This window comes from Pseudoalteromonas piscicida (genome assembly GCF_000238315.3).
GTDB classification, from domain to species: domain Bacteria; phylum Pseudomonadota; class Gammaproteobacteria; order Enterobacterales; family Alteromonadaceae; genus Pseudoalteromonas; species Pseudoalteromonas piscicida.
This window is the reverse complement of record NZ_CP011924.1, coordinates 885,303-904,185: the sequence shown is the minus strand read 5'-3', so window position 1 is coordinate 904,185 and position 18,883 is coordinate 885,303. Positions and strand designations below refer to the sequence as shown.

The 18,883-nt window shown below is 43.4% G+C and carries 14 protein-coding genes; 4 read left to right on the top strand and 10 right to left on the bottom strand.

The genetic code is table 11. The annotated features are described in order from the left end of the window. Nucleotides 1-3: 3 nt before the first annotated feature. On the top strand, nucleotides 4-3,174 hold the full coding sequence (locus PPIS_RS04255) for an efflux RND transporter permease subunit (protein ID WP_010371632.1): 3,171 nt from the start codon (nucleotides 4-6) through the stop codon (nucleotides 3,172-3,174). A gap of 67 nt (nucleotides 3,175-3,241) precedes the next feature. Here PPIS_RS04255 and PPIS_RS04250 read toward each other — a convergent pair whose 3' ends face one another. Together PPIS_RS04250 and PPIS_RS04245 are read right to left on the bottom strand one after the other, a co-directional pair. Further along, the gene (locus PPIS_RS04250) at nucleotides 3,242-4,456 is read right to left on the bottom strand and encodes a pyridoxal phosphate-dependent aminotransferase (RefSeq protein ID WP_010371634.1); all 1,215 of its coding nucleotides are present in this window, start codon (nucleotides 4,454-4,456) and stop codon (nucleotides 3,242-3,244) included. Nucleotides 4,457-4,644: 188 nt separating this feature from the next. Next, complete coding sequence (locus tag PPIS_RS04245; protein WP_010371637.1) at nucleotides 4,645-4,989, bottom strand: Hpt domain-containing protein; 345 nt, start codon at nucleotides 4,987-4,989, stop codon at nucleotides 4,645-4,647. A 119-nt stretch (nucleotides 4,990-5,108) separates the two neighbouring features. Here PPIS_RS04245 and PPIS_RS04240 point away from each other — a divergent pair, with 119 nt between their 5' ends. Both PPIS_RS04240 and PPIS_RS04235 read left to right on the top strand, forming a co-directional pair. Then, complete coding sequence (locus tag PPIS_RS04240) at nucleotides 5,109-5,699, top strand: tRNA-uridine aminocarboxypropyltransferase (RefSeq protein WP_019647361.1); 591 nt, start codon at nucleotides 5,109-5,111, stop codon at nucleotides 5,697-5,699. 9 nt (nucleotides 5,700-5,708) lie between these two features. Next, nucleotides 5,709-6,497 carry a CLCA_X family protein gene (locus PPIS_RS04235; protein WP_010371643.1) on the top strand — a complete coding sequence of 263 codons (789 nt, stop codon included), beginning with the start codon at nucleotides 5,709-5,711 and terminating at the stop codon, nucleotides 6,495-6,497. Here PPIS_RS04235 and PPIS_RS04230 read toward each other — a convergent pair. From PPIS_RS04230 to apbC, 3 genes are all read right to left on the bottom strand, one after another. Further along, nucleotides 6,457-8,922: an EAL domain-containing protein gene (locus PPIS_RS04230; RefSeq protein ID WP_010371645.1), complete on the bottom strand. Its 2,466-nt coding sequence runs from the start codon at nucleotides 8,920-8,922 to the stop codon at nucleotides 6,457-6,459. The genes PPIS_RS04235 and PPIS_RS04230 overlap by 41 nt on opposite strands. A gap of 438 nt (nucleotides 8,923-9,360) precedes the next feature. Further along, nucleotides 9,361-9,945 (bottom strand): dCTP deaminase, encoded by a 585-nt coding sequence (dcd, locus tag PPIS_RS04225; RefSeq protein WP_010371648.1) that lies wholly within the window; start codon nucleotides 9,943-9,945, stop codon nucleotides 9,361-9,363. A 2-nt stretch (nucleotides 9,946-9,947) separates the two neighbouring features. Next, nucleotides 9,948-11,051 carry an iron-sulfur cluster carrier protein ApbC gene (gene apbC, locus PPIS_RS04220; protein WP_010371651.1) on the bottom strand — a complete coding sequence of 368 codons (1,104 nt, stop codon included), beginning with the start codon at nucleotides 11,049-11,051 and terminating at the stop codon, nucleotides 9,948-9,950. 202 nt (nucleotides 11,052-11,253) lie between these two features. Between apbC and metG the strand changes: the two genes are divergently transcribed. Then, nucleotides 11,254-13,290 carry a methionine--tRNA ligase gene (gene metG / locus PPIS_RS04215; RefSeq protein ID WP_010371654.1) on the top strand — a complete coding sequence of 679 codons (2,037 nt, stop codon included), beginning with the start codon at nucleotides 11,254-11,256 and terminating at the stop codon, nucleotides 13,288-13,290. Nucleotides 13,291-13,915: 625 nt separating this feature from the next. On the opposite strand, the gene PPIS_RS04205 is transcribed toward metG, so the two are convergent. The 5 genes from PPIS_RS04205 to PPIS_RS04185 are packed head-to-tail and all read right to left on the bottom strand — an operon-like array spanning nucleotide 13,916 to nucleotide 18,545. Next, nucleotides 13,916-14,863 carry an ABC transporter permease gene (locus PPIS_RS04205; RefSeq protein ID WP_249031248.1) on the bottom strand — a complete coding sequence of 316 codons (948 nt, stop codon included), beginning with the start codon at nucleotides 14,861-14,863 and terminating at the stop codon, nucleotides 13,916-13,918. Nucleotides 14,864-14,899: 36 nt separating this feature from the next. Then, complete coding sequence (locus PPIS_RS04200; protein ID WP_010371660.1) at nucleotides 14,900-16,042, bottom strand: ABC transporter permease; 1,143 nt, start codon at nucleotides 16,040-16,042, stop codon at nucleotides 14,900-14,902. Then, nucleotides 16,026-16,958, bottom strand: a complete 933-nt coding sequence (locus PPIS_RS04195; protein WP_010371663.1) for an ABC transporter ATP-binding protein — start codon at nucleotides 16,956-16,958, stop codon at nucleotides 16,026-16,028. The genes PPIS_RS04200 and PPIS_RS04195 overlap by 17 nt, the downstream gene beginning before the upstream one ends. Continuing rightward, complete coding sequence (locus PPIS_RS04190) at nucleotides 16,951-17,901, bottom strand: HlyD family secretion protein (RefSeq protein ID WP_010371665.1); 951 nt, start codon at nucleotides 17,899-17,901, stop codon at nucleotides 16,951-16,953. Before PPIS_RS04190 ends, PPIS_RS04195 begins: the two co-directional genes overlap by 8 nt. Further along, complete coding sequence (locus PPIS_RS04185) at nucleotides 17,898-18,545, bottom strand: TetR/AcrR family transcriptional regulator (protein ID WP_010371666.1); 648 nt, start codon at nucleotides 18,543-18,545, stop codon at nucleotides 17,898-17,900. The genes PPIS_RS04190 and PPIS_RS04185 overlap by 4 nt, the downstream gene beginning before the upstream one ends. Between the last annotated feature and the right edge of the window lie 338 nt (nucleotides 18,546-18,883).

The window sequence follows — 18,883 nt, the reverse complement described above, 5'->3', positions numbered from 1 at the left end:
TTTATGCATAGTCAAAGTACAGAAAAAGGCTTAATTGCTTGGTTTGCGCGTAACCCCGTTGCAGCAAACTTATTGATGATATTTATTATTGTTGGCGGCTTGCTTACAGCGTTTTCGATCCGCAAGCAAATGTTTCCGCAATATATAAGTAACTGGATAAGTGTTCAAGCAGTGTATCCGGGCGCGGCACCTCAAGAAGTCGAGGAAGGGATCACGATTAAGATTGAGGAGTCCATGGAGGGTCTAGAAGGGATCAAGCGCTTGATCACCTACTCTAACCGTGGTAATTCGCAAACTTGGATAGAAGTAGACGAGCAGTACAACACTAAAGAAGTACTCGACGAAATAAAAATGCAAGTAGACTCCGTCTCAACTTTCCCATCCGGGATGGAGCGTCCTATTGTACGTCACGAAAAAGAAAACCAAGAAGTAATGTGGTTGTCACTCAATGGCGACTTAAGTCCCCATGATCTTAAAGAGCTTGGTAATCGCATTCATGAAGAAATGCTGTCGTTACCCGGCGTTAACCTTGTACGCTTTGATGGTGGTCTGAACTACGAAATCTCTATTGAGATAAGCCCTGATAAAATGCGCGAGTACGGCCTAAGTTTTAGAGCAATTTCGGATGCGGTAAAGAGCTTCTCAGCGAACATGTCTGCTGGCCAAATTCGCTCCGAAAATGGCTATATTTCAATGCGAGTTGAAAACCAAGCCTATCGCGGTGACGAGTTTAGAAAACTCCCCTTACTAACACTACCAGACGGCGCACAGGTTAGCTTAGGCGACGTCGCCACCATTAACGATGGCTTTGAAGAAGGACTTCAATACTCTAAATACAATGGTAAGAACTCACTGGTTTATGAAGTTAGCGCATCAAAAGACCAAGACATCACCAAAGTTGCAGATATCATTAAGAACTATCTTGAGGCCAAGAAAGGCTCACTGCCACAAGGCGTAGAACTTGAACCTTTTATTGACTTGACCTATTACCTTAATGGCCGCCTTAACATGATGCTAGAAAATATGGCGTTAGGTGGCGTATTAGTTATGTTGATGCTCGCCCTATTTTTACGTGTGCGTTTAGCATTTTGGGTAATGATGGGGTTGCCAGTTAGCTTCTTAGGTGCATTTTTAATGATGCCAATGGGCTATTTAGACGTAACGATTAACTTAGCCTCACTGTTTGCCTTTATTTTGGTGTTGGGGATTGTCGTTGATGACGCGATAGTCGTCGGTGAATCCGCCCATGCTGAAATAGAAAAACATGGTCATAGCCTCGATAATGTCGTTCGTGGCGTAAAACGTGTTGCTATACCTGCCACTTTTGGTGTGCTTACTACTGTTGCTGCTTTCTTGCCGCAAACATTAGCAACCGGCCCAACGGCAGCTTTTTCTAAAGCAATTGGTGGCGTAATAATTCTTTGCTTACTATTCTCTTTGGTTGAATCTAAGCTGGTTTTACCTGCACATTTAGCAGCGATGAAAGACAAACCAAGCAACCCTAAAAACCCGTTCCACCGCCTCAGGGAAAAAATGGATAGCGGCCTTCAATCTTTCATTGAAAACACGTACCGCCCATTTATTGTGCGCTGTATTCACTACCGCTATACCGTTATTGTTGGCTTCTTAACCATTTTAATTGTCAGCGCAGGGATGTTTGCTGGTGGCTTAGTGAAGTTTGTTGCTAACCCAAAAATCCCACATGATTTTCCACGTATCTCGATTGATATGAACTTATCCTCGTCAGAAAACGCGACGCTTGAGTCAATTCAAAAAGTCGAGCAAATGGTACTAAATGTCGACAAAGAAATTGAGGCTGAGTATGGCAAGAAAATGATCCGTGATTACATGGTGAATATGAACGGCCGCACTAGCGCAAATATTATGGTGATCTTGGTTGAACCAGATGCGCGCCCAATCGATACCTTTGCACTCAGCGCCCGCTGGCGTGATGCAATGCCTGCACTACCAGGTGTTAAATCGCTAAACATTCAAGATAGCATCATGAATGGTGGTCGTGATGACGGAGATATTAGCTTTAGATTAGAAGGTAAACACAAAGAAGAGCTCCGCGAAGTCGCACAGAAACTAAAAGACAAGCTAGCAACTATTGAAGGTGTTGGTGATATCAATGACTCTATGCAATCAGCAACCGATGAAGTGCAGCTTGAGCTTAAACCATTAGCGTATAGCCTTGGACTGACGTTGGCAGATGTTGCATCCCAAGTAAACTTCAGTTATTACGGCCTTGAAGCACAGCGTATTTTACGTGATGGTGAAGAGATCAAAGTGATGATCCGTTATCCTAAAGAAAACCGTGATGCCATTAGTGACATTCAGGATGTGCGTATCTTAACGCCTCAAGGTGCAGAAGTGCCGTTGGTAGAAGTGGCTGATGTAAAATTGGTTGATGGTGTGAACCGAATTCGCCGCGAAAACGCCAAACGCACGATTAATGTTTGGGCATCAGTTGATACAGAAATCGCACAACCATTTGAGATAGCAAAACAGGTTCGTGACGAATACCTTCCTAGTCTATTAAAGAACTATCCTGGCGTTCAAAGTGCAGTAGCGGGTCGCGTACAAGAAGAAATGGACAGTGTTGCGGAGCAAATTCGTGACTTTGCCCTGTCATTAATGATTATCTTCGCACTACTGGCAATTCCACTACGCTCTTATTCTCAGCCTGTCATCATCATGTCTGTGATCCCATTTGGTGTGGTTGGCGCGGTATTCGGTCATATGATATTAGGAATGACAATGAGTAGTTTGTCTTTCTTCGGTATTATTGCCGTGGCTGGGGTTGTGGTGAACGACTCTTTGGTTATGGTTGATTTTGTCAATAAAGCACGCGAAGAAGGCATAGATTTAAAAGCCGCAGCCGTCGAGGCGGGATGTAAACGCTTTAGAGCAATCTTGCTCACTTCGTTGACCACCTTTATCGGACTTGTACCAATCATTATGGAAACGAGCCTGCAAGCTAAAATTGTTATTCCAATGGCAGTATCGCTTGCATTTGGTGTGTTGTTTGCCACGGTGATCACCCTTGTACTTATCCCTTGTCAATATGTGGCACTTGAAGATGTTAAACGCGTTGGTCGCAAATGGTTTAAAGGGAAAGACTCGGCTGATAGCCAACAATCGACACCGGAGCTACATTCTAATACTCACTAAGTAACAAATTACTAGCCCACAAAAAAGCTCGGAAATTTCCGAGCTTTTTTATTTTTTAATACAGATGTTACTGACTATAATGCGCAAAAAAGCGCTTTACTCTATCCATTGCAGGCTGTAAATCATCTTTATGTGGTAAAAACACTAATCTAAAATGATCCGCACTGGGCCAGTTAAAAGCGCGTCCGTGGACAAGTAGAATTTTTTCTTCTTTGAGCAAGTCCAGCACCATGCGCTCATCATTCTTAATATTAAACCGCTTTACATCCACTTTTGGAAACGCATAAAGCGCGCCCTTTGGCTTTACACAGCTTATCCCTTCGATATCGTTTAAACCTTTAAACGCAATATCACGCTGCTCATACAAACGCCCACCCGGTTCAATGAGTTGGTCGATGGATTGTATGCCTCCGAGCGCTTGTTGAATGGCAAACTGTGCAGGAACATTAGCGCATAATCGCATAGACGCAAGCATTTCCAAGCCTGTGATCAAATCCAGCATCACTGAATGCTTACCACTGATCACCATCCAGCCCATGCGGATCCCGGCTGCACGATAGGTTTTTGCTAAGCCGTTAAACGTGATAACTGGGATATCATCGCAAAGACTCGCAATTGAAAAATGCTCTGCATCATCATATAAAATCTTTTCGTAGATCTCATCACTCAGTATTAATAGCTTGTGTTCTCTGGCAACGTTAATTAATGCTTCGAGCAATGCTTTGTCATATACAGCACCGGTCGGATTATTTGGGTTGATCAGCACCAATGCCTTTGTGCGACTCGTGATTTTACGCTTGATATCTTCGATATCTGGAAACCAGTCTTGCTCTTCATCACAAAGGTAATGCACTGGATTACCGCCTGATAATTTAACTGCGGCAGTCCATAACGGATAATCCGGTGCGGGGATCAAAACTTCATCACCATCATTGAGTAAGGCTTGCGCGGTCATTTGGATCAATTCACTAACGCCATTGCCAATGAAGATGTTATCGACACTAATATTGGGAAAGCTTTTTTGCTGATAATATTGATACACGGCGACTCGGGCAGAATACAATCCTTTTGAGTCACAATACCCCTGTGCAGAATATAAGTTTTTTATGATGTCTCGGTGCATATCTTCTGGCATATCAAAACCAAACGCCGCCGGGTTACCAATATTTAATTTGAGGACTTTCATGCCCTCGTCTTCCATTTTTCTAGCTTGATCCAATACTGGACCACGAATATCGTAACTCACTCCGTTGAGCTTATTACTTTTTGTTATTTGTAGCATCTATAACCCCCTCATTTTGCTCAAGCATATATCACAATGCCGTCTAAATTCTATGCTTGTGATAACTTTTTATGCTTCAAAAAAGCAACTTACAAAATGAAGTGACTAGGGTGGGATAAATAAGCGCAATTTTAAATAAAAAAGGCCGTATAAACGACCTCATTTCCGCTCTTTAGCTTATTCTGGATTTAAGATTGAGCACTCACCCACTGCTGTAGTTTCGCTTTTGAACCTGCAACTTGTGCTGCAAGCTCTTCAATAGAGTCATCAACAATATCCTGCTCCCCTTGAATAAGGGCATGCTCTATCGTCTTTGCTAAATCGCTCAAACTAGCGGCCCCAAACTGAGCAGCGTTAGATTTCAAACTGTGAGCATGACGAATGGCAGCTTCTTGATCCTGATTCAAATTCAGCATCAACTCCGATTCTAACCGCTCGAATTCAGAACAACAAAAATGAACCGTATCTTCGAATTGCTCGCCCAGCAACATTTGCATGTTTTCTAGGGCACCTTCATCTATTACGATGCTCATAATTTTCCTTAAATTTAATATTCTATTACTTATGCTAGCCAAATCTGGTTTTTTGTGCAAAGTAAATGCGGGGAAGATATGATAAAATATGACTTATATTAAGAAACACCTCGTTGAACATGAAACGTAATACCTGTCCAGTCTGTCAGTTTCCCACAAAAACTTGCGTATGCTCCTATATTGGTAACGTGATACCAAATGCGACTCAAGTTATTATCATGCAGCATCCGAGCGAAGTAAAAGTCGCCAAAAATACCGCAAAGCTCCTCGCCCTGCAGTTAGACAGTTTTGCGCTGTATGTTGGAGAAAATACCAGTGACTTTGAAGAGTTGATTAACTTCTGCAACGTAAACCATGTTGCATTGCTCTACCCAAACAGCCACGCTAAGACCTTAACTATAGAACACAATCACGCTCAAAAGCCTGATGCCATCATCTTATTGGACGGGACTTGGAAGAAAGCCACTAAGCTTTATAACCTCAATCCGTGGCTAAGCCAGTTGCCCAGTTTTCAGTTCGATTCGATAAATGAAAGTGAATATACTATTCGTAAATCTAAACATGAATACAGTTTATCAACACTTGAAGCGGCAGCTCAATTTCTCGAGATTGTAGATCAATGCGAAACTTCGGATCTCTACAAACTTCAAGCAGGCATGGTGAAAGAGCAGATGAAGCGAATGCCTGAAGATGTTAAAGCTCGGTATTAAAGGAAGAAAATGCCAAGCTCGAGACTACAGCGCGGATACACTCGCCGAGGACCCGATTATCGATTCGGCGATCAAGTTGATTTCAGTGAAATCAAACAGACCTTTGGCTTTAAAACCATGACCATTGGTCATTGGGTTACGCCCGAAGAAGCCCGTTTATCCGCCAATTTAATTTATGATGCCCTCGCAGATCTTGCCCAAATATTACAAGTACCGCCACAGGTCATTGGCCTTCGGGGAACACTTAATTTTGCTTTTGGTACAGGCGGTCAACAAGGTGTTCAAGCACATTACGCAGCAAATACGAGAACACTCGCCCTAGCAAAAAATGCCGGTGGTGGCGCACTTGCCCACGAATGGTGGCATGCATTTGATCACTATATTTGCCAGCATTTAATAACACAGCCAAAAAAGCCTTTTGCATCATCAGCTTGGTTACTTTCTACCGAAACAGTATTACACCCACTGAACAATGCTTTAGCAACGTTTTTTGCGCTTATCTTTTTAGATGAACAACATCAAAAACCAAATCGGTATTTTCATACCGCTAAGATTGCTGATAGCGCGAACAAACAGATTTATTACGCACTACCCGAGGAACTAACAGCTCGGATGTTCGAGGCCATTATTGCCTACCACAGCGATATATCAAATTCATTTTTGGCCGCGGGAATTAAGGGTTCAGAACAAGAAAAACTGGGGATTTACCCAGAACATGAACATAGAAAACGATGCGCTGAGCCCATTTTTCACTACTTCAGCGAACTAGGAAAGATTTTATATCACCAGCATAGGTGACTTTACCAAGCCAACTCTTAAATTCAGTAAACGGCAACGGACGTGAAATAAAATAGCCCTGTGCAAAGTCGCAGCCATAGGCCTGCAAACGAATGTAGCTATTGATATCCTCAACCCCTTCTGCCACCACCCTTGAGCCTAAACTGTGCGCCATATCACACGTCGCTTTACATATTGTTTGATTGCTCTTAGATGTCTCAATATCCATCACAAAACTTTTATCAATTTTAAGTTCATCAAATCCAAGTTTACTCAAATATGCAAGTGACGAATATCCAGTACCAAAATCGTCTATCGCCACTTTTACGCCGATTGAACGATAATCATCTAACACCCCTTTAAGTTCAGCTTCTTTTCCTATTGTTACAGATTCCGTGATCTCTATCATTATTTGAGAAGGTGCGAGTGATAATTCATTGATAAGCGTAATAAGCTGTACCGACAACTCTCTTCTACTCAAGTCACGACCAGATACGTTGATTGAAATAACGTGCTCAGGCAATAACTTGGTTATCTCAGCTTGATAATGAAGCGCATGCTCAATCACCCATTCGGTGATCTCATAAATTTGCCCTGAAGACTCCGCAATCGGAATAAATTCATCAGGTGGAATGTAACCAAGTTCAGGGTGAAGCCAGCGCAGTAGCACTTCCGAGCCAAATACCCTGCCAGTCCTGAGGTCTACCTGCGGCTGAAAGAATAAACTGAACTGTTCATGCTCTATCGCACTTTTCAGAAACGAGGTGAGCTTTAATTGTCGCTCAGTCGAAATAGAGCTTTCAACATCAAATAGATGCCAACGTTGGCCATTGTGTGACTTAGTATTAAGAGCCTGCAGAGCGCGCTGGATAAGCTTCTCAGTGGATTTTGCATGCATTGGATAATTCGCTACCCCAACCTCTAGACTATCGACAATCTGCGTGTCTTTATAGCCAACCCCTTCTTCGAATACAGCAGATAAAATACATACATATTGCTCAACTTGACTGACTTCAATTTTACCATCAAGTACGATGGCAAACACTTGGTCTTCTAGGCGATAAATAGGTGTGTTTCCTTTATTTGCAACGGCAGCGCTACCATAAGTATTGATTTGCTCAGAGACCTCTTTGAATAACTTATTGATGTGCTGATTTGCAAAGGTTAAGCCAAAACTCAGTCTTATTGATGGCAGGATCAGTGGTTTAAAAAGCAACAATGTATGCGCTTTATTTTGCTCCTCAAGCTTAGCGAGCGAACCAAACAGGGCGAATTTATTGGGCAGTGCCGTCTCTTTATCAAACTCAGCATAATGAATATACATACGCCGCTTTTCTGCATCATGCCAAACCACAAATAGTAGTAAGAACATTAAATGTAGGCTGATCAACACATGGTTTACGATTGATATTTGCTCACTTGGTTGGATTAATTGACTTCCAGCAAAACCAATTAATACCGCCACCATGGGAGACCAAATTGCGCAGCAAAAATAGACTTCTTTACGACTGTCTTTATCTTGGCTGACCAAAATCATCGTACTTAATACAATTGCACCAATAACCATTATGGACTGAAGTGCAAACGGTAAATTCACTTTCGCAAACGCCACAACGACACCGCTGAGTAAATAGATATAAGCAGTCGTCTTGATGGTTAGCTTAATCTTTCTATCAAGCCTATTTTTAGTAAGAAAATGATGAAAAAACAAAAGGCTGAAGCCGAGTGCAAAACACACAAAGCTGCCACTGTAATGTAAAAAATGAATGCTATTTTGGTAGCTGAAAAAGATATCAGCGAGTCCTTTATGGGTGACGTAAAGGCAGGCTAATGACAGCAAATAGCCACCAACCGAAAGCAGGCTTGCGCGTTTCGAAATAATACCGGTACTGAGCATAAAAATACTCAATAAAAACATTACCCCTAGAAACAACCCGGTTAAAAATAGATGAGCATTAGTATCTTCTATATAAACTTCATAAGGTTCAATACTCACTCTAGACAAGGAAACATAGGGTGATTGAACCTTTACAATGATCGGCTCAATATAGCTATTAGCATCAATCACCAAATGGGGCGAAAAATGGGATAACGATGTATGATTGTTACTTTCGGGGATTTGAGTTAGTTTTCCAATAGGGTCCGTGGTAAAAAACTCAACACTACCCATGGATGGACGTGCAACTGTTAGCACTTGGTCTGACGCCTCATCGCGTACAAGGTTTGTGATTCGAAGCCAAACCGCAACGCCCTTTGGAATAATTACCGTTTCTTGCGATACACTAAATTGGGCCTCGGAAAAGTCACCATAGCCTACTGAAATTAAAGGTCTTGCTTCTATAGTTTCTGCGGCCAGCTGCGTTTCAGCAGTAGCCAACATCGCAAAGATGCAACACACAATTATTGTAAACATCAGTGTGGCATACCTAGCAGCGCTAAGCCACATACCCATTCTCCTTGAGTCACTTTGACGGTGATTTATCAGCCTATTCGTTATGCAAAAAACCAAGCGTTAACGTTCAAGAAAAACACCAACTCGAATACATTGGCTATGAGCTTCTCTTTGCAAACCAGGAAGCAACGTCATTCGCGCGCTAATACCTATTTCACTTTGTCTACTGCTACCATGTGCATGGCGCTTTCGCCGACAACATAAAAAACGCATTACAATAAGTATGGTTTGGATCAAAGCAAATGCAAAAATATTATTGAATTTAAATCGTTATGGCTATTTGATGGGAAATCAAAAATGTAAAGATGGCATGCCGTTTAGATAAGCTGAGGGGCTTGTCTAAACTCGGAATAACAACTTGTTTTCTAGTCGTTGTTATTCCCAAGGTCAGCGTCAGATTTGCTACACAAATCCTCTCGCCTACCTATTCAATTAACTGTCGTCACTAATACGCGAAGCAACCGCACTATTTTGATCCTTATATTTGGCGTCTTTACGCTCGTTATAAGGGAATTGCGCAGCACTTGTCATCGTTTCAAAGCTCATCGCACCTATTTTCATGTTTGGCCTAAGTGCCAAAGGCAACTTACCTGAGTTATAGAACTCTAATACGATGTTTCCAGACCAGCCGGGATCAATACGATGCGCAGTAACATGAACCATTAAACCTAGCCTAGCCAGCGACGAGCGGCCATCTAACCAACCAACAAGGTCGGCTGGTAGCGTTACTTTTTCATACGTCATTGCCAGCGCCAGCTCACCAGGGTGCAAGAAAAACGCTTGGCCATCTTCTAACACAATTTCGTCACTCATGATGGATTCCATCGCGGCATTGATCTGATCTTTAGGACCACTGAGATCAACGTAAGGCGCGGCATGGTCCTGAAACACTCTAAACTTGTTACCCAGTCTTAAATCCACGGTAACGCCCGAAATCATATCTGGCTTAGGTGTAGGTTCGATGATTATGCGTTGTTGTTCAATCGCTTCTCGAATATGGGTATCCGATAATCTCATTCTTAATCTTCCGTCATCACAATCTCAACACCCGATGTTGAGTCTGATTGGTAATATAACATACTGGCAACCAGTTGGGCACAATCAACATAGTGATCTGCTATACCATGATTGTCAGTCTTACTTTCTGAATTAGGCTCACGGACTGTGGCAATGATATCTTCGCCCTGCTCCGTTGCTGTTCTGATCTGTTCGTTGAGCGGTACTTCCGCAAGCAAAGGCACACCATAGCGACTCGCCAACGTGGTGCCACCAGAGTGACCAAAAATATGGTTGCGGCTACCGCATTGCTCACAATTGAAGTAACTCATATTTTCGACCAAACCTAAAATGGGGAGCTGCACTTTTTCAAACATCGCGATGCCCTTCTGTGCATCTGCAAGCGCCAAGGTCTGCGGTGTGGTGACAATCACCGCACCACTGGCAGGCACTTTTTGCGTCATGGTAAGTTGGATATCTCCTGTGCCTGGTGGCATATCAACAATCAGATAATCCAGCTCGCCCCAATCCGTTTCATTTAACAATTGAGTAAGCGCTTGAGAAGCCATTGGTCCTCGCCAAACAGTGGCGTCCTCTGCTGGAACCAAAAAGCCAATAGACATGGCTTTAATGCCCGACTTTTCAATTGGTAGTAAGGTTTTATCATCTTTCGCCTGAGGCTTTTCATCCTCAAGAGCCAATAAACTCGGTAGCGAAGGGCCATAAATATCAGCATCTAGCACACCGACTTTCGCGCCTTGAGCACGTAGCGCATACGCCAAGTTAATCGCAGTGGTAGACTTACCCACCCCGCCCTTACCTGAGGCAACAAGAATAATATGTTTAATAGCTTTAAACTTTGGTCTGCCGACAACGACGACTTTCGATATCACCTCAACGGCCTTGCCTAAGTGTTGCTGTAGATAATTAGCAACATCTTGGTCGCATTGGATGGCAAATGGAAAATTAATTTGTACTTGAATTTGCGCCTTTGATTCTTGTGTTTTGATCACCCAATTTGCATCAATGCCCACTGGTAATGCAGCACTACGATAGCCATTTAAAAGCTCAATGATTGCCTGTTTGGTGTTTTTTCCCTTGGCAAACCATTTTTCCAGTCCAAACATACAAATTAAACTCCTCTGGGTGATGAAAATAGCCACGGAATTATGTAACATTCAACTCATTAAAACCAGTCAATTCGCGGTTCATGGTCTGAACGAAGGTGAGTCACTAAGCACACTTGTCCATTCAAGTGTTAACTCGGTGAATAATCAACCAATTCAACACCATCACTTAGAAAGATCGCGCTAAATTCATGGAATCGTTATGACGAAGAGAAAAATTCTCATTACCAGTGCATTACCATACGCAAATGGCCCCACACACTTAGGCCACTTGCTGGAATATATTCAAACCGATATTTGGGCTCGCTTCCAAAAGTTACAAGGCCATGAAGCCTATTATGTATGTGCAGACGATGCGCACGGCACGCCAATCATGCTAAATGCACAGAAGCAAGGTATCACGCCTGAAGAAATGGTTAAGCAGGTGGGTATTGAGCGTCAGCGTGACTTTGCAGACTTCAATATCGAGTTTGATAACTATCACAGCACACACAGTGACGAAAACCGTGAACTAAGCGAGCTAATCTACACTCGTTTAGACGAAAAAGGCCATATCAAAAAGCGCACGATTTCACAGTTATTTGATCCAGAGAAAGGCACTTTCCTACCAGATCGTTTTGTTACTGGCACTTGCCCGACTTGTAAGTCTGAAGATCAAAATGGCGACAGCTGTGATGCTTGCGGTGCAACCTACAGCCCAACAGAATTGATTGAGCCAAAATCAGTGATGTCTGGTGCGACACCCATCTTGAAAGATTCAGAGCATTACTTCTTTGACTTACCGGCATTCGAAGACATGCTAAAAACATGGCTACGCTCAGGTAGTCTGCAATCTGAAATGGCGAACAAGTTAGACGAATGGTTTGCAGACGGCTTACAGCAGTGGGATATCAGCCGCGACGCCCCCTATTTTGGTTTTGAAATCCCAGGCGCGCCTGGCAAGTATTTCTATGTTTGGTTGGATGCACCAATCGGTTACATGGCAAGCTTCAAAAACCTTTGCGAGAAACAAGGCCTAAACTTTGACGAGTTTTGGGGTGAAGGCTCCGACACCGAGCTTTACCACTTTATCGGTAAAGACATCATCTACTTCCACAGCCTGTTTTGGCCTGCAATGCTAGATGGCGCTAACTTCCGCAAACCAAATAACGTATTCGCTCACGGCTTTGTCACCGTGAATGGCGCTAAGATGTCTAAGTCAAAAGGCACTTTTGTAAAGGCTCGTACCTATCTTGAGCATTTAGATCCTGAGTATCTACGTTATTACTACGCAGCTAAACTAAACAGCGGCGTTACGGATTTAGACCTCAACCTAGAAGATTTTGCAGCACGCGTAAACTCAGATTTAGTAGGTAAAGTGGTAAACATCGCGAGTCGCTGCGCAGGCTTTATTACTAAGAAATTTGACGGCAAGCTAAGCGGCTCTGTCATGGACGAAGCGCTACTAACTAGCTTTGTTGCTGCAAAGGATTCAATCGCGACACATTTTGAAAACCGCGAATACAGCCGCGCAGTGCGTGAGATCATGACCCTTGCTGACAAAGCAAACCAGTTTATTGATGCCGAAGCGCCTTGGGTGCTTGCAAAGAATGAAGAGACGCTTGAGCGTGCACATCAAGTGTGCTCTATGGGTCTTAACCTATTCCGCGTATTACTGACTTATTTAAAGCCAATCCTTCCAGGTATGGCGAAAAATGTTGAAGCTTTCTTAAATACCGAGCTTACTTGGGAAAGCGTTGACAACGCCCTTGTTAATCATGAAATCAATAAGTTTAAGGCACTAATGCAGCGTGTTGAACTTGATAAAGTGAATGCGATGATCGAGTCTTCGAAAGAAAGTCTTGAAAAGAAAGTGGGTGGTCAATCTGTAGCAGCAGATCCGAATAGCCCGCTTGCCAAAGAGCCAATCGCTGCGGAAATCGAATTCGATGATTTTGCCAAAGTTGATCTGCGTGTCGCAAAAATTGCCAACGCAGAGCATGTTGAAGGTGCAGACAAACTGCTTAAACTTACGCTTGATTTAGGTGGTGAAACGCGCCAAGTGTTTGCTGGCATTAAGTCAGCTTATGCACCTGAAGATCTTATCGGCAAGTTAACAGTAATGGTTGCAAACCTAAAACCTCGCAAGATGCGTTTTGGTATGTCAGAAGGCATGGTGTTGGCTGCAGGCCCAGGTGGTAAAGAAATTTACATCTTAAATCCAGACGAGGGCTCACAGCCTGGCATGCGAGTGATGTAATCACCCTATTACTTGTATACAAATAAAGGCAGGCTTCTATCTAGAAGCCTGCCTTTATTTTTGCTCAGATCAAACCTTCGCGCCAAATTTCATTATCGAAAATTAACCAAGCCGCGACCAGATACAAACAGCCGCCGTAAAACCGATTCAACCATTTATTATAATTTGGGTCATTCGACACTCGCGCCAACAAATCACCAGCTTTAATCCACACCAAATGCACCGAAATGTTGAGTATCGCAAGCCATAACACCAGAATTAAATTGCCCAACGCGCCGAAGGTATCATTTGCTTACCCACTAAAAAGCGTAAACATAATAAAGACTAATACCCATCCTTTGCGATTCAATATTTACACAACTAGGGCCTGTTGACCTTTGCTGTTTGATTTTTGTTCTCCTGAGTGTGTTTTGATCGCGACGCTCGACTTGCCGCCTAGTAATCTAAGCAAAAGTTGAGCAACAATGAACAAAGCGCACTCAGGGGAACCCAAAGGGCAGCGCTTGATTGGCATTTCTACTGTGTTATCGCCTAACTTACATAGAATAACTATGCTACGCAGGCTCTGCCTTGTATAAATACCAATCAAACTGCTGCAAAAACAAACTTGAAAGATCAACAGGCCCTAATCTAATCGCTTTTTAAAGCGCATCGTCGCAATCATAAAGCCAATCACACTAAAGGCGACCAAACAGAGTAAATCAAAATACAAATCGCTAAAGTGCGCGCCTCGAAGAACTACAGCTCGGATCGACCTTACATAATGTGTGGCAGGTAAGATCTCTGCAAGGTATTGCGCCGCTCTTGGCATCGCGGCAAATGGGAACATAAACCCAGATAGCAATATTGCAGGCAGTAACACAAAGACCGTCATTTGCATTGCTTGCAATTGGTTTTTGGCTTTAGTGGAGATCAGCAGTCCCAAGGTAAGGCTCGCGGTGATAAACAACAACGTCACGATAAGTAGACTTGGCATATCAAAATTGAGCGGTACATCAAATAGCCAATGTCCTAAAAATAGTATTATCGCCATTTGAATAAAGCCAACAAGAATGTAAGGTAGAATTTTACCTAACATTAGTTCGGTTGGCCGAACCGGTGTGGTGATAAGAAATTCCATATTACCCTGCTCACGCTCTCTAACCAGCGCTGATGAGGTAAATAGGATCATCGTCATCGTTAATATAATAGCAATCAAACCGGGAATAATATTAACCGACGAACGTTTCTCTGGGTTAAAGTAATTTTGCAGCGCAAAAGCTGGATCTGGCAGTGCAGGCATAGGTAACCTTTTGATGCTAATAGGCAACTTACTGAGCCCTGCCACGGCACCACTTAATAACGGATCGGAACCATCAATCAACCACTGCGCAACGCTATGTTGCGCTGTACTATTACCCACTTTATAGCCACTTAGTTGATAATCACGATTGAGCTGCCGACGCACAAAATCAGCAGGAATAACCAACACGGTATTCACCTTTCCTCGGGTAATGGCCTGCTCAGCCGCCGCAATTGAATCGTAATAGCCGATAAAGTCAACAACTCTCTGCCTTGTATAAATACCAATCAAACTGCTGCAAAAACAAACTTGAAAGATCAACAGGCCCTAATCTAATCGCTTTTTAAAGCGCATCGTCGCAATCATAAAGCCAATCACACTAAAGGCGACCAAACAGAGTAAATCAAAATACAAATCGCTAAAGTGCGCGCCTCGAAGAACTACAGCTCGGATCGACCTTACATAATGTGTGGCAGGTAAGATCTCTGCAAGGTATTGCGCCGCTCTTGGCATCGCGGCAAATGGGAACATAAACCCAGATAGCAATATTGCAGGCAGTAACACAAAGACCGTCATTTGCATTGCTTGCAATTGGTTTTTGGCTTTAGTGGAGATCAGCAGTCCCAAGGTAAGGCTCGCGGTGATAAACAACAACGTCACGATAAGTAGACTTGGCATATCAAAATTGAGCGGTACATCAAATAGCCAATGTCCTAAAAATAGTATTATCGCCATTTGAATAAAGCCAACAAGAATGTAAGGTAGAATTTTACCTAACATTAGTTCGGTTGGCCGAACCGGTGTGGTGATAAGAAATTCCATATTACCCTGCTCACGCTCTCTAACCAGCGCTGATGAGGTAAATAGGATCATCGTCATCGTTAATATAATAGCAATCAAACCGGGAATAATATTAACCGACGAACGTTTCTCTGGGTTAAAGTAATTTTGCAGCGCAAAAGCTGGATCTGGCAGTGCAGGCATAGGTAACCTTTTGATGCTAATAGGCAACTTACTGAGCCCTGCCACGGCACCACTTAATAACGGATCGGAACCATCAATCAACCACTGCGCAACGCTATGTTGCGCTGTACTATTACCCACTTTATAGCCACTTAGTTGATAATCACGATTGAGCTGCCGACGCACAAAATCAGCAGGAATAACCAACACGGTATTCACCTTTCCTCGGGTAATGGCCTGCTCAGCCGCCGCAATTGAATCGTAATAGCCGATAAAGTCAACAACTTGAGTATTGGCTGCGGTTTGGATCAACTGTCTGGATTGATAAGTCTGACTAAAATCAACAATACCTGCGGAAACATGTCTCACATCAGTATTAATTGCATAACCAAATAGCAACAGCTGCGCCAATGGCAACATCACAATCATCGCAAAGGTAATACGGTCGCGTGCCAGCTGCATAAACTCTTTACTGACGATGGCATTTAACCTACGCAAGCTCAGCATAGCCCCTCCCTGTGCTCGTTACAAACACATCCTCGAGGTTAGCGCGAGTGAAATCCACTTCGTAACCACCTCCAGATTCAGCTCGCAATAATGCCAGAGGTTGTGATTCTTTTTTGTTTATCAACACCCTAAGGCGAGCACCTATTTGGGAGACGGAAATCACACTCGGTAATGAAGCTAAACGTGTTTTTAATGCCGCGACGTCGTCACCCACAACTTCGCACACCGAAACCTTTAACTGTTCCATCAGCGCTATGGGACTATCATCCGCACGCTTTACACCTTGCTCTAAGATAGCAAGCCGGTGACAACGCTCTGCCTCGTCCATATAATGGGTAGACACTAAAATGGTCGTGCCCTGCGCACTTAAACTAAATAACTGCTCCCAAAATGCGCGTCGATTTTCGGGGTCAACCGCTGACGTCGGTTCATCTAAAAAGAGCAACTCTGGTTTATGAATAACTGCGGCAGCAAGTGCAAGGCGCTGTTTTTGTCCGCCACTCAACGCACCGGACTGCACCGATTTTTTATCTTCTAATTGGTATTCCTGTAGCAGCTCAGCCACTCTATGCTTAACATCATTGCGTGATAAACCATAAATTTTCGCCACAAACTCGAGATTCTCCAGCACACTTAGCGACTCATATAGGGAGAATTTTTGCGTCATGTAGCCTAATCGATTACGCAAGCTTTCACCATGTGCCTGGACATCCTTTCCCATAATACTGACATGACCTGTGGTTGGTGTTAACAGTCCAGTCAACATCCGGATTGTGGTTGATTTTCCGCAGCCATTTGGCCCTAGAAAACCGTAGATTTCCCCCTGTTTTACGGTAAGATCTAGGTCAGAAACTGCCCAATAGTTGTTAAATTTCTTACCCAAACCTTCACTTTGGATCACGATTTCCTTAGTCATTTTGCAGTTCCACCCATACCGGCGTGCCTGAAGGGACAGTCACTTTATCAGTGAGCACCACTTCCACCACATACATCAAACGTGCTCTTTCCTCTTGTGAAAGTGCAAAATAAGGCGTGAAGCTCGCGCTTTGGCTAATGTAGCTGACGGCGCCTTGTAGACTTTTATCACTGCCATCGAAATGCACGTTTAGCACACTTCCCAAAGAGACTTTAGCAAGCTGGGTTTGCGGTAGATAAAGCCGTGCGAATGTTTTGTCGTCAGCAGCCAGCAAAATAATCGGTGCACCTTTAACCGGACGCTCACCAACAAGCCAAGGTAAATCTTCGACAATGCCGGAAGTGGGTGCTTTAAGGGTAAGCTCAGCGAGCTGTTTGTTGGCAATAATTAGCTGTGTTTGTGCTTCTGCAATTGCGATTTTTGCTTGCTCAATTGTCTCCTCTCTCGTACCATTTTCAAGCTCATTCAGACGTTCTTGGGCCTCTTGCAAAATACCAAGTGTCGACTCAACATTGGCAGAGGCGGTATCCACCCTATCTTGAGAGGTCAACTTGTCTTTGATTAACTGCCTCTGTCGAACAAGTTGCCGCTGAGCTTCTTCCCAAGCGGCTTGGGCTGCATGCACCCTTGCTTTGGCTTGTTTGACTTGCTCAACTCGGGTGCCTGAGAGTAACAATCGATATTGCGCTTGCAAGCGCGCGATTTGCTGTTCAATGGCATTAACCTGTTGTTGCTGCACCACGTCATCGATTTTCGCCAGTGGCTGTCCTTTTACCACTTTATCGCCGCGCTCTACCAGCAACTCAACTAATAACTCTCCGGTTGGGCTGCTGATCTGCACCTGAGGTCGTTCGATAATGCCGAAGATTTTACGCTCGGGTTTAGAGCAACCAACCAAAAGCGTCAGTAACACAAAACTAATGATGTAAAACGGTGTTTTCATGATGTTTTCCGTTCAATGTGCTGGGATAGAAACACGTTAAAAATAGCTTGCTGATGTTTGCCAAGGGTGCGCCACAGCTCAGTATCCGAGTTTTCGATACCAAGTAGCGGCTGCATCACTGGTGGCACCAAAAAAGGAAATGCCGACAAGCCAAGGCAGGTTAAAAGTAACCATTCAGCTCGAATGGGCTCTACAGGCGAAAGCGTTTGAAAGGTCGAATTTAAGGTACTGACACCGTTCTCTACATGCTCAAAGAAAATCTTTTTTATGATTTCATGCTCTTTAGAGTGTGTATCATGTAGTGCCATAAAAATGATCTTAGGTAGCGTTGGGTATTGGCTCATCACCTGAAAGTAGCGCTCTATAAACTGAGTTAAAATGAGCGGTGAGAGTTCGCGTAACTGTGATTTTTTAATCCCTTCAAGCAAGCTCAGTAGAGGTGCTGCAACTTCGCGAAATACCGCTTCAAACAGTCCCGCTTTATCGCCGAAGTAGTACTTAATCAAAGCAATGTTAACCTCTGCAAGGTCCGCAATTGCTCTGGTCGTGACTCGATTATATCCGCGGTTAATAAACAAACATTTACCATCGGTGATTAGCTTTTCTCTCGGGGTAACAGCGGCTTCCGTTAGCTTATTTGTCATGTTTCAGCTCCATTAATCACTTGATTAATATACTAGGACAAATGCGCAAGCTTCACGACAGCTTTCGTTAATCAAAAAAGAGGAAATGATTAATCACTAATCTACATCAAGCTTTCATTGGTTATCTGACCTTTTCGTGGACAGGCACACAAATTGAGTAAATTATGACGTGATTACAAGTCCATTATCGTGGATAGTCACTTAATAGTTGATATTCAAATAGCGAAGTAAACACAGCAAAAAGCCGAATTTCATCGGCTTTTGAAATGCTAAAAATTGCTTCACTTAGCCAGAGAGTTTTGGCGATAACTCTGCTCTCGTGCCCTTCTATCACGCTG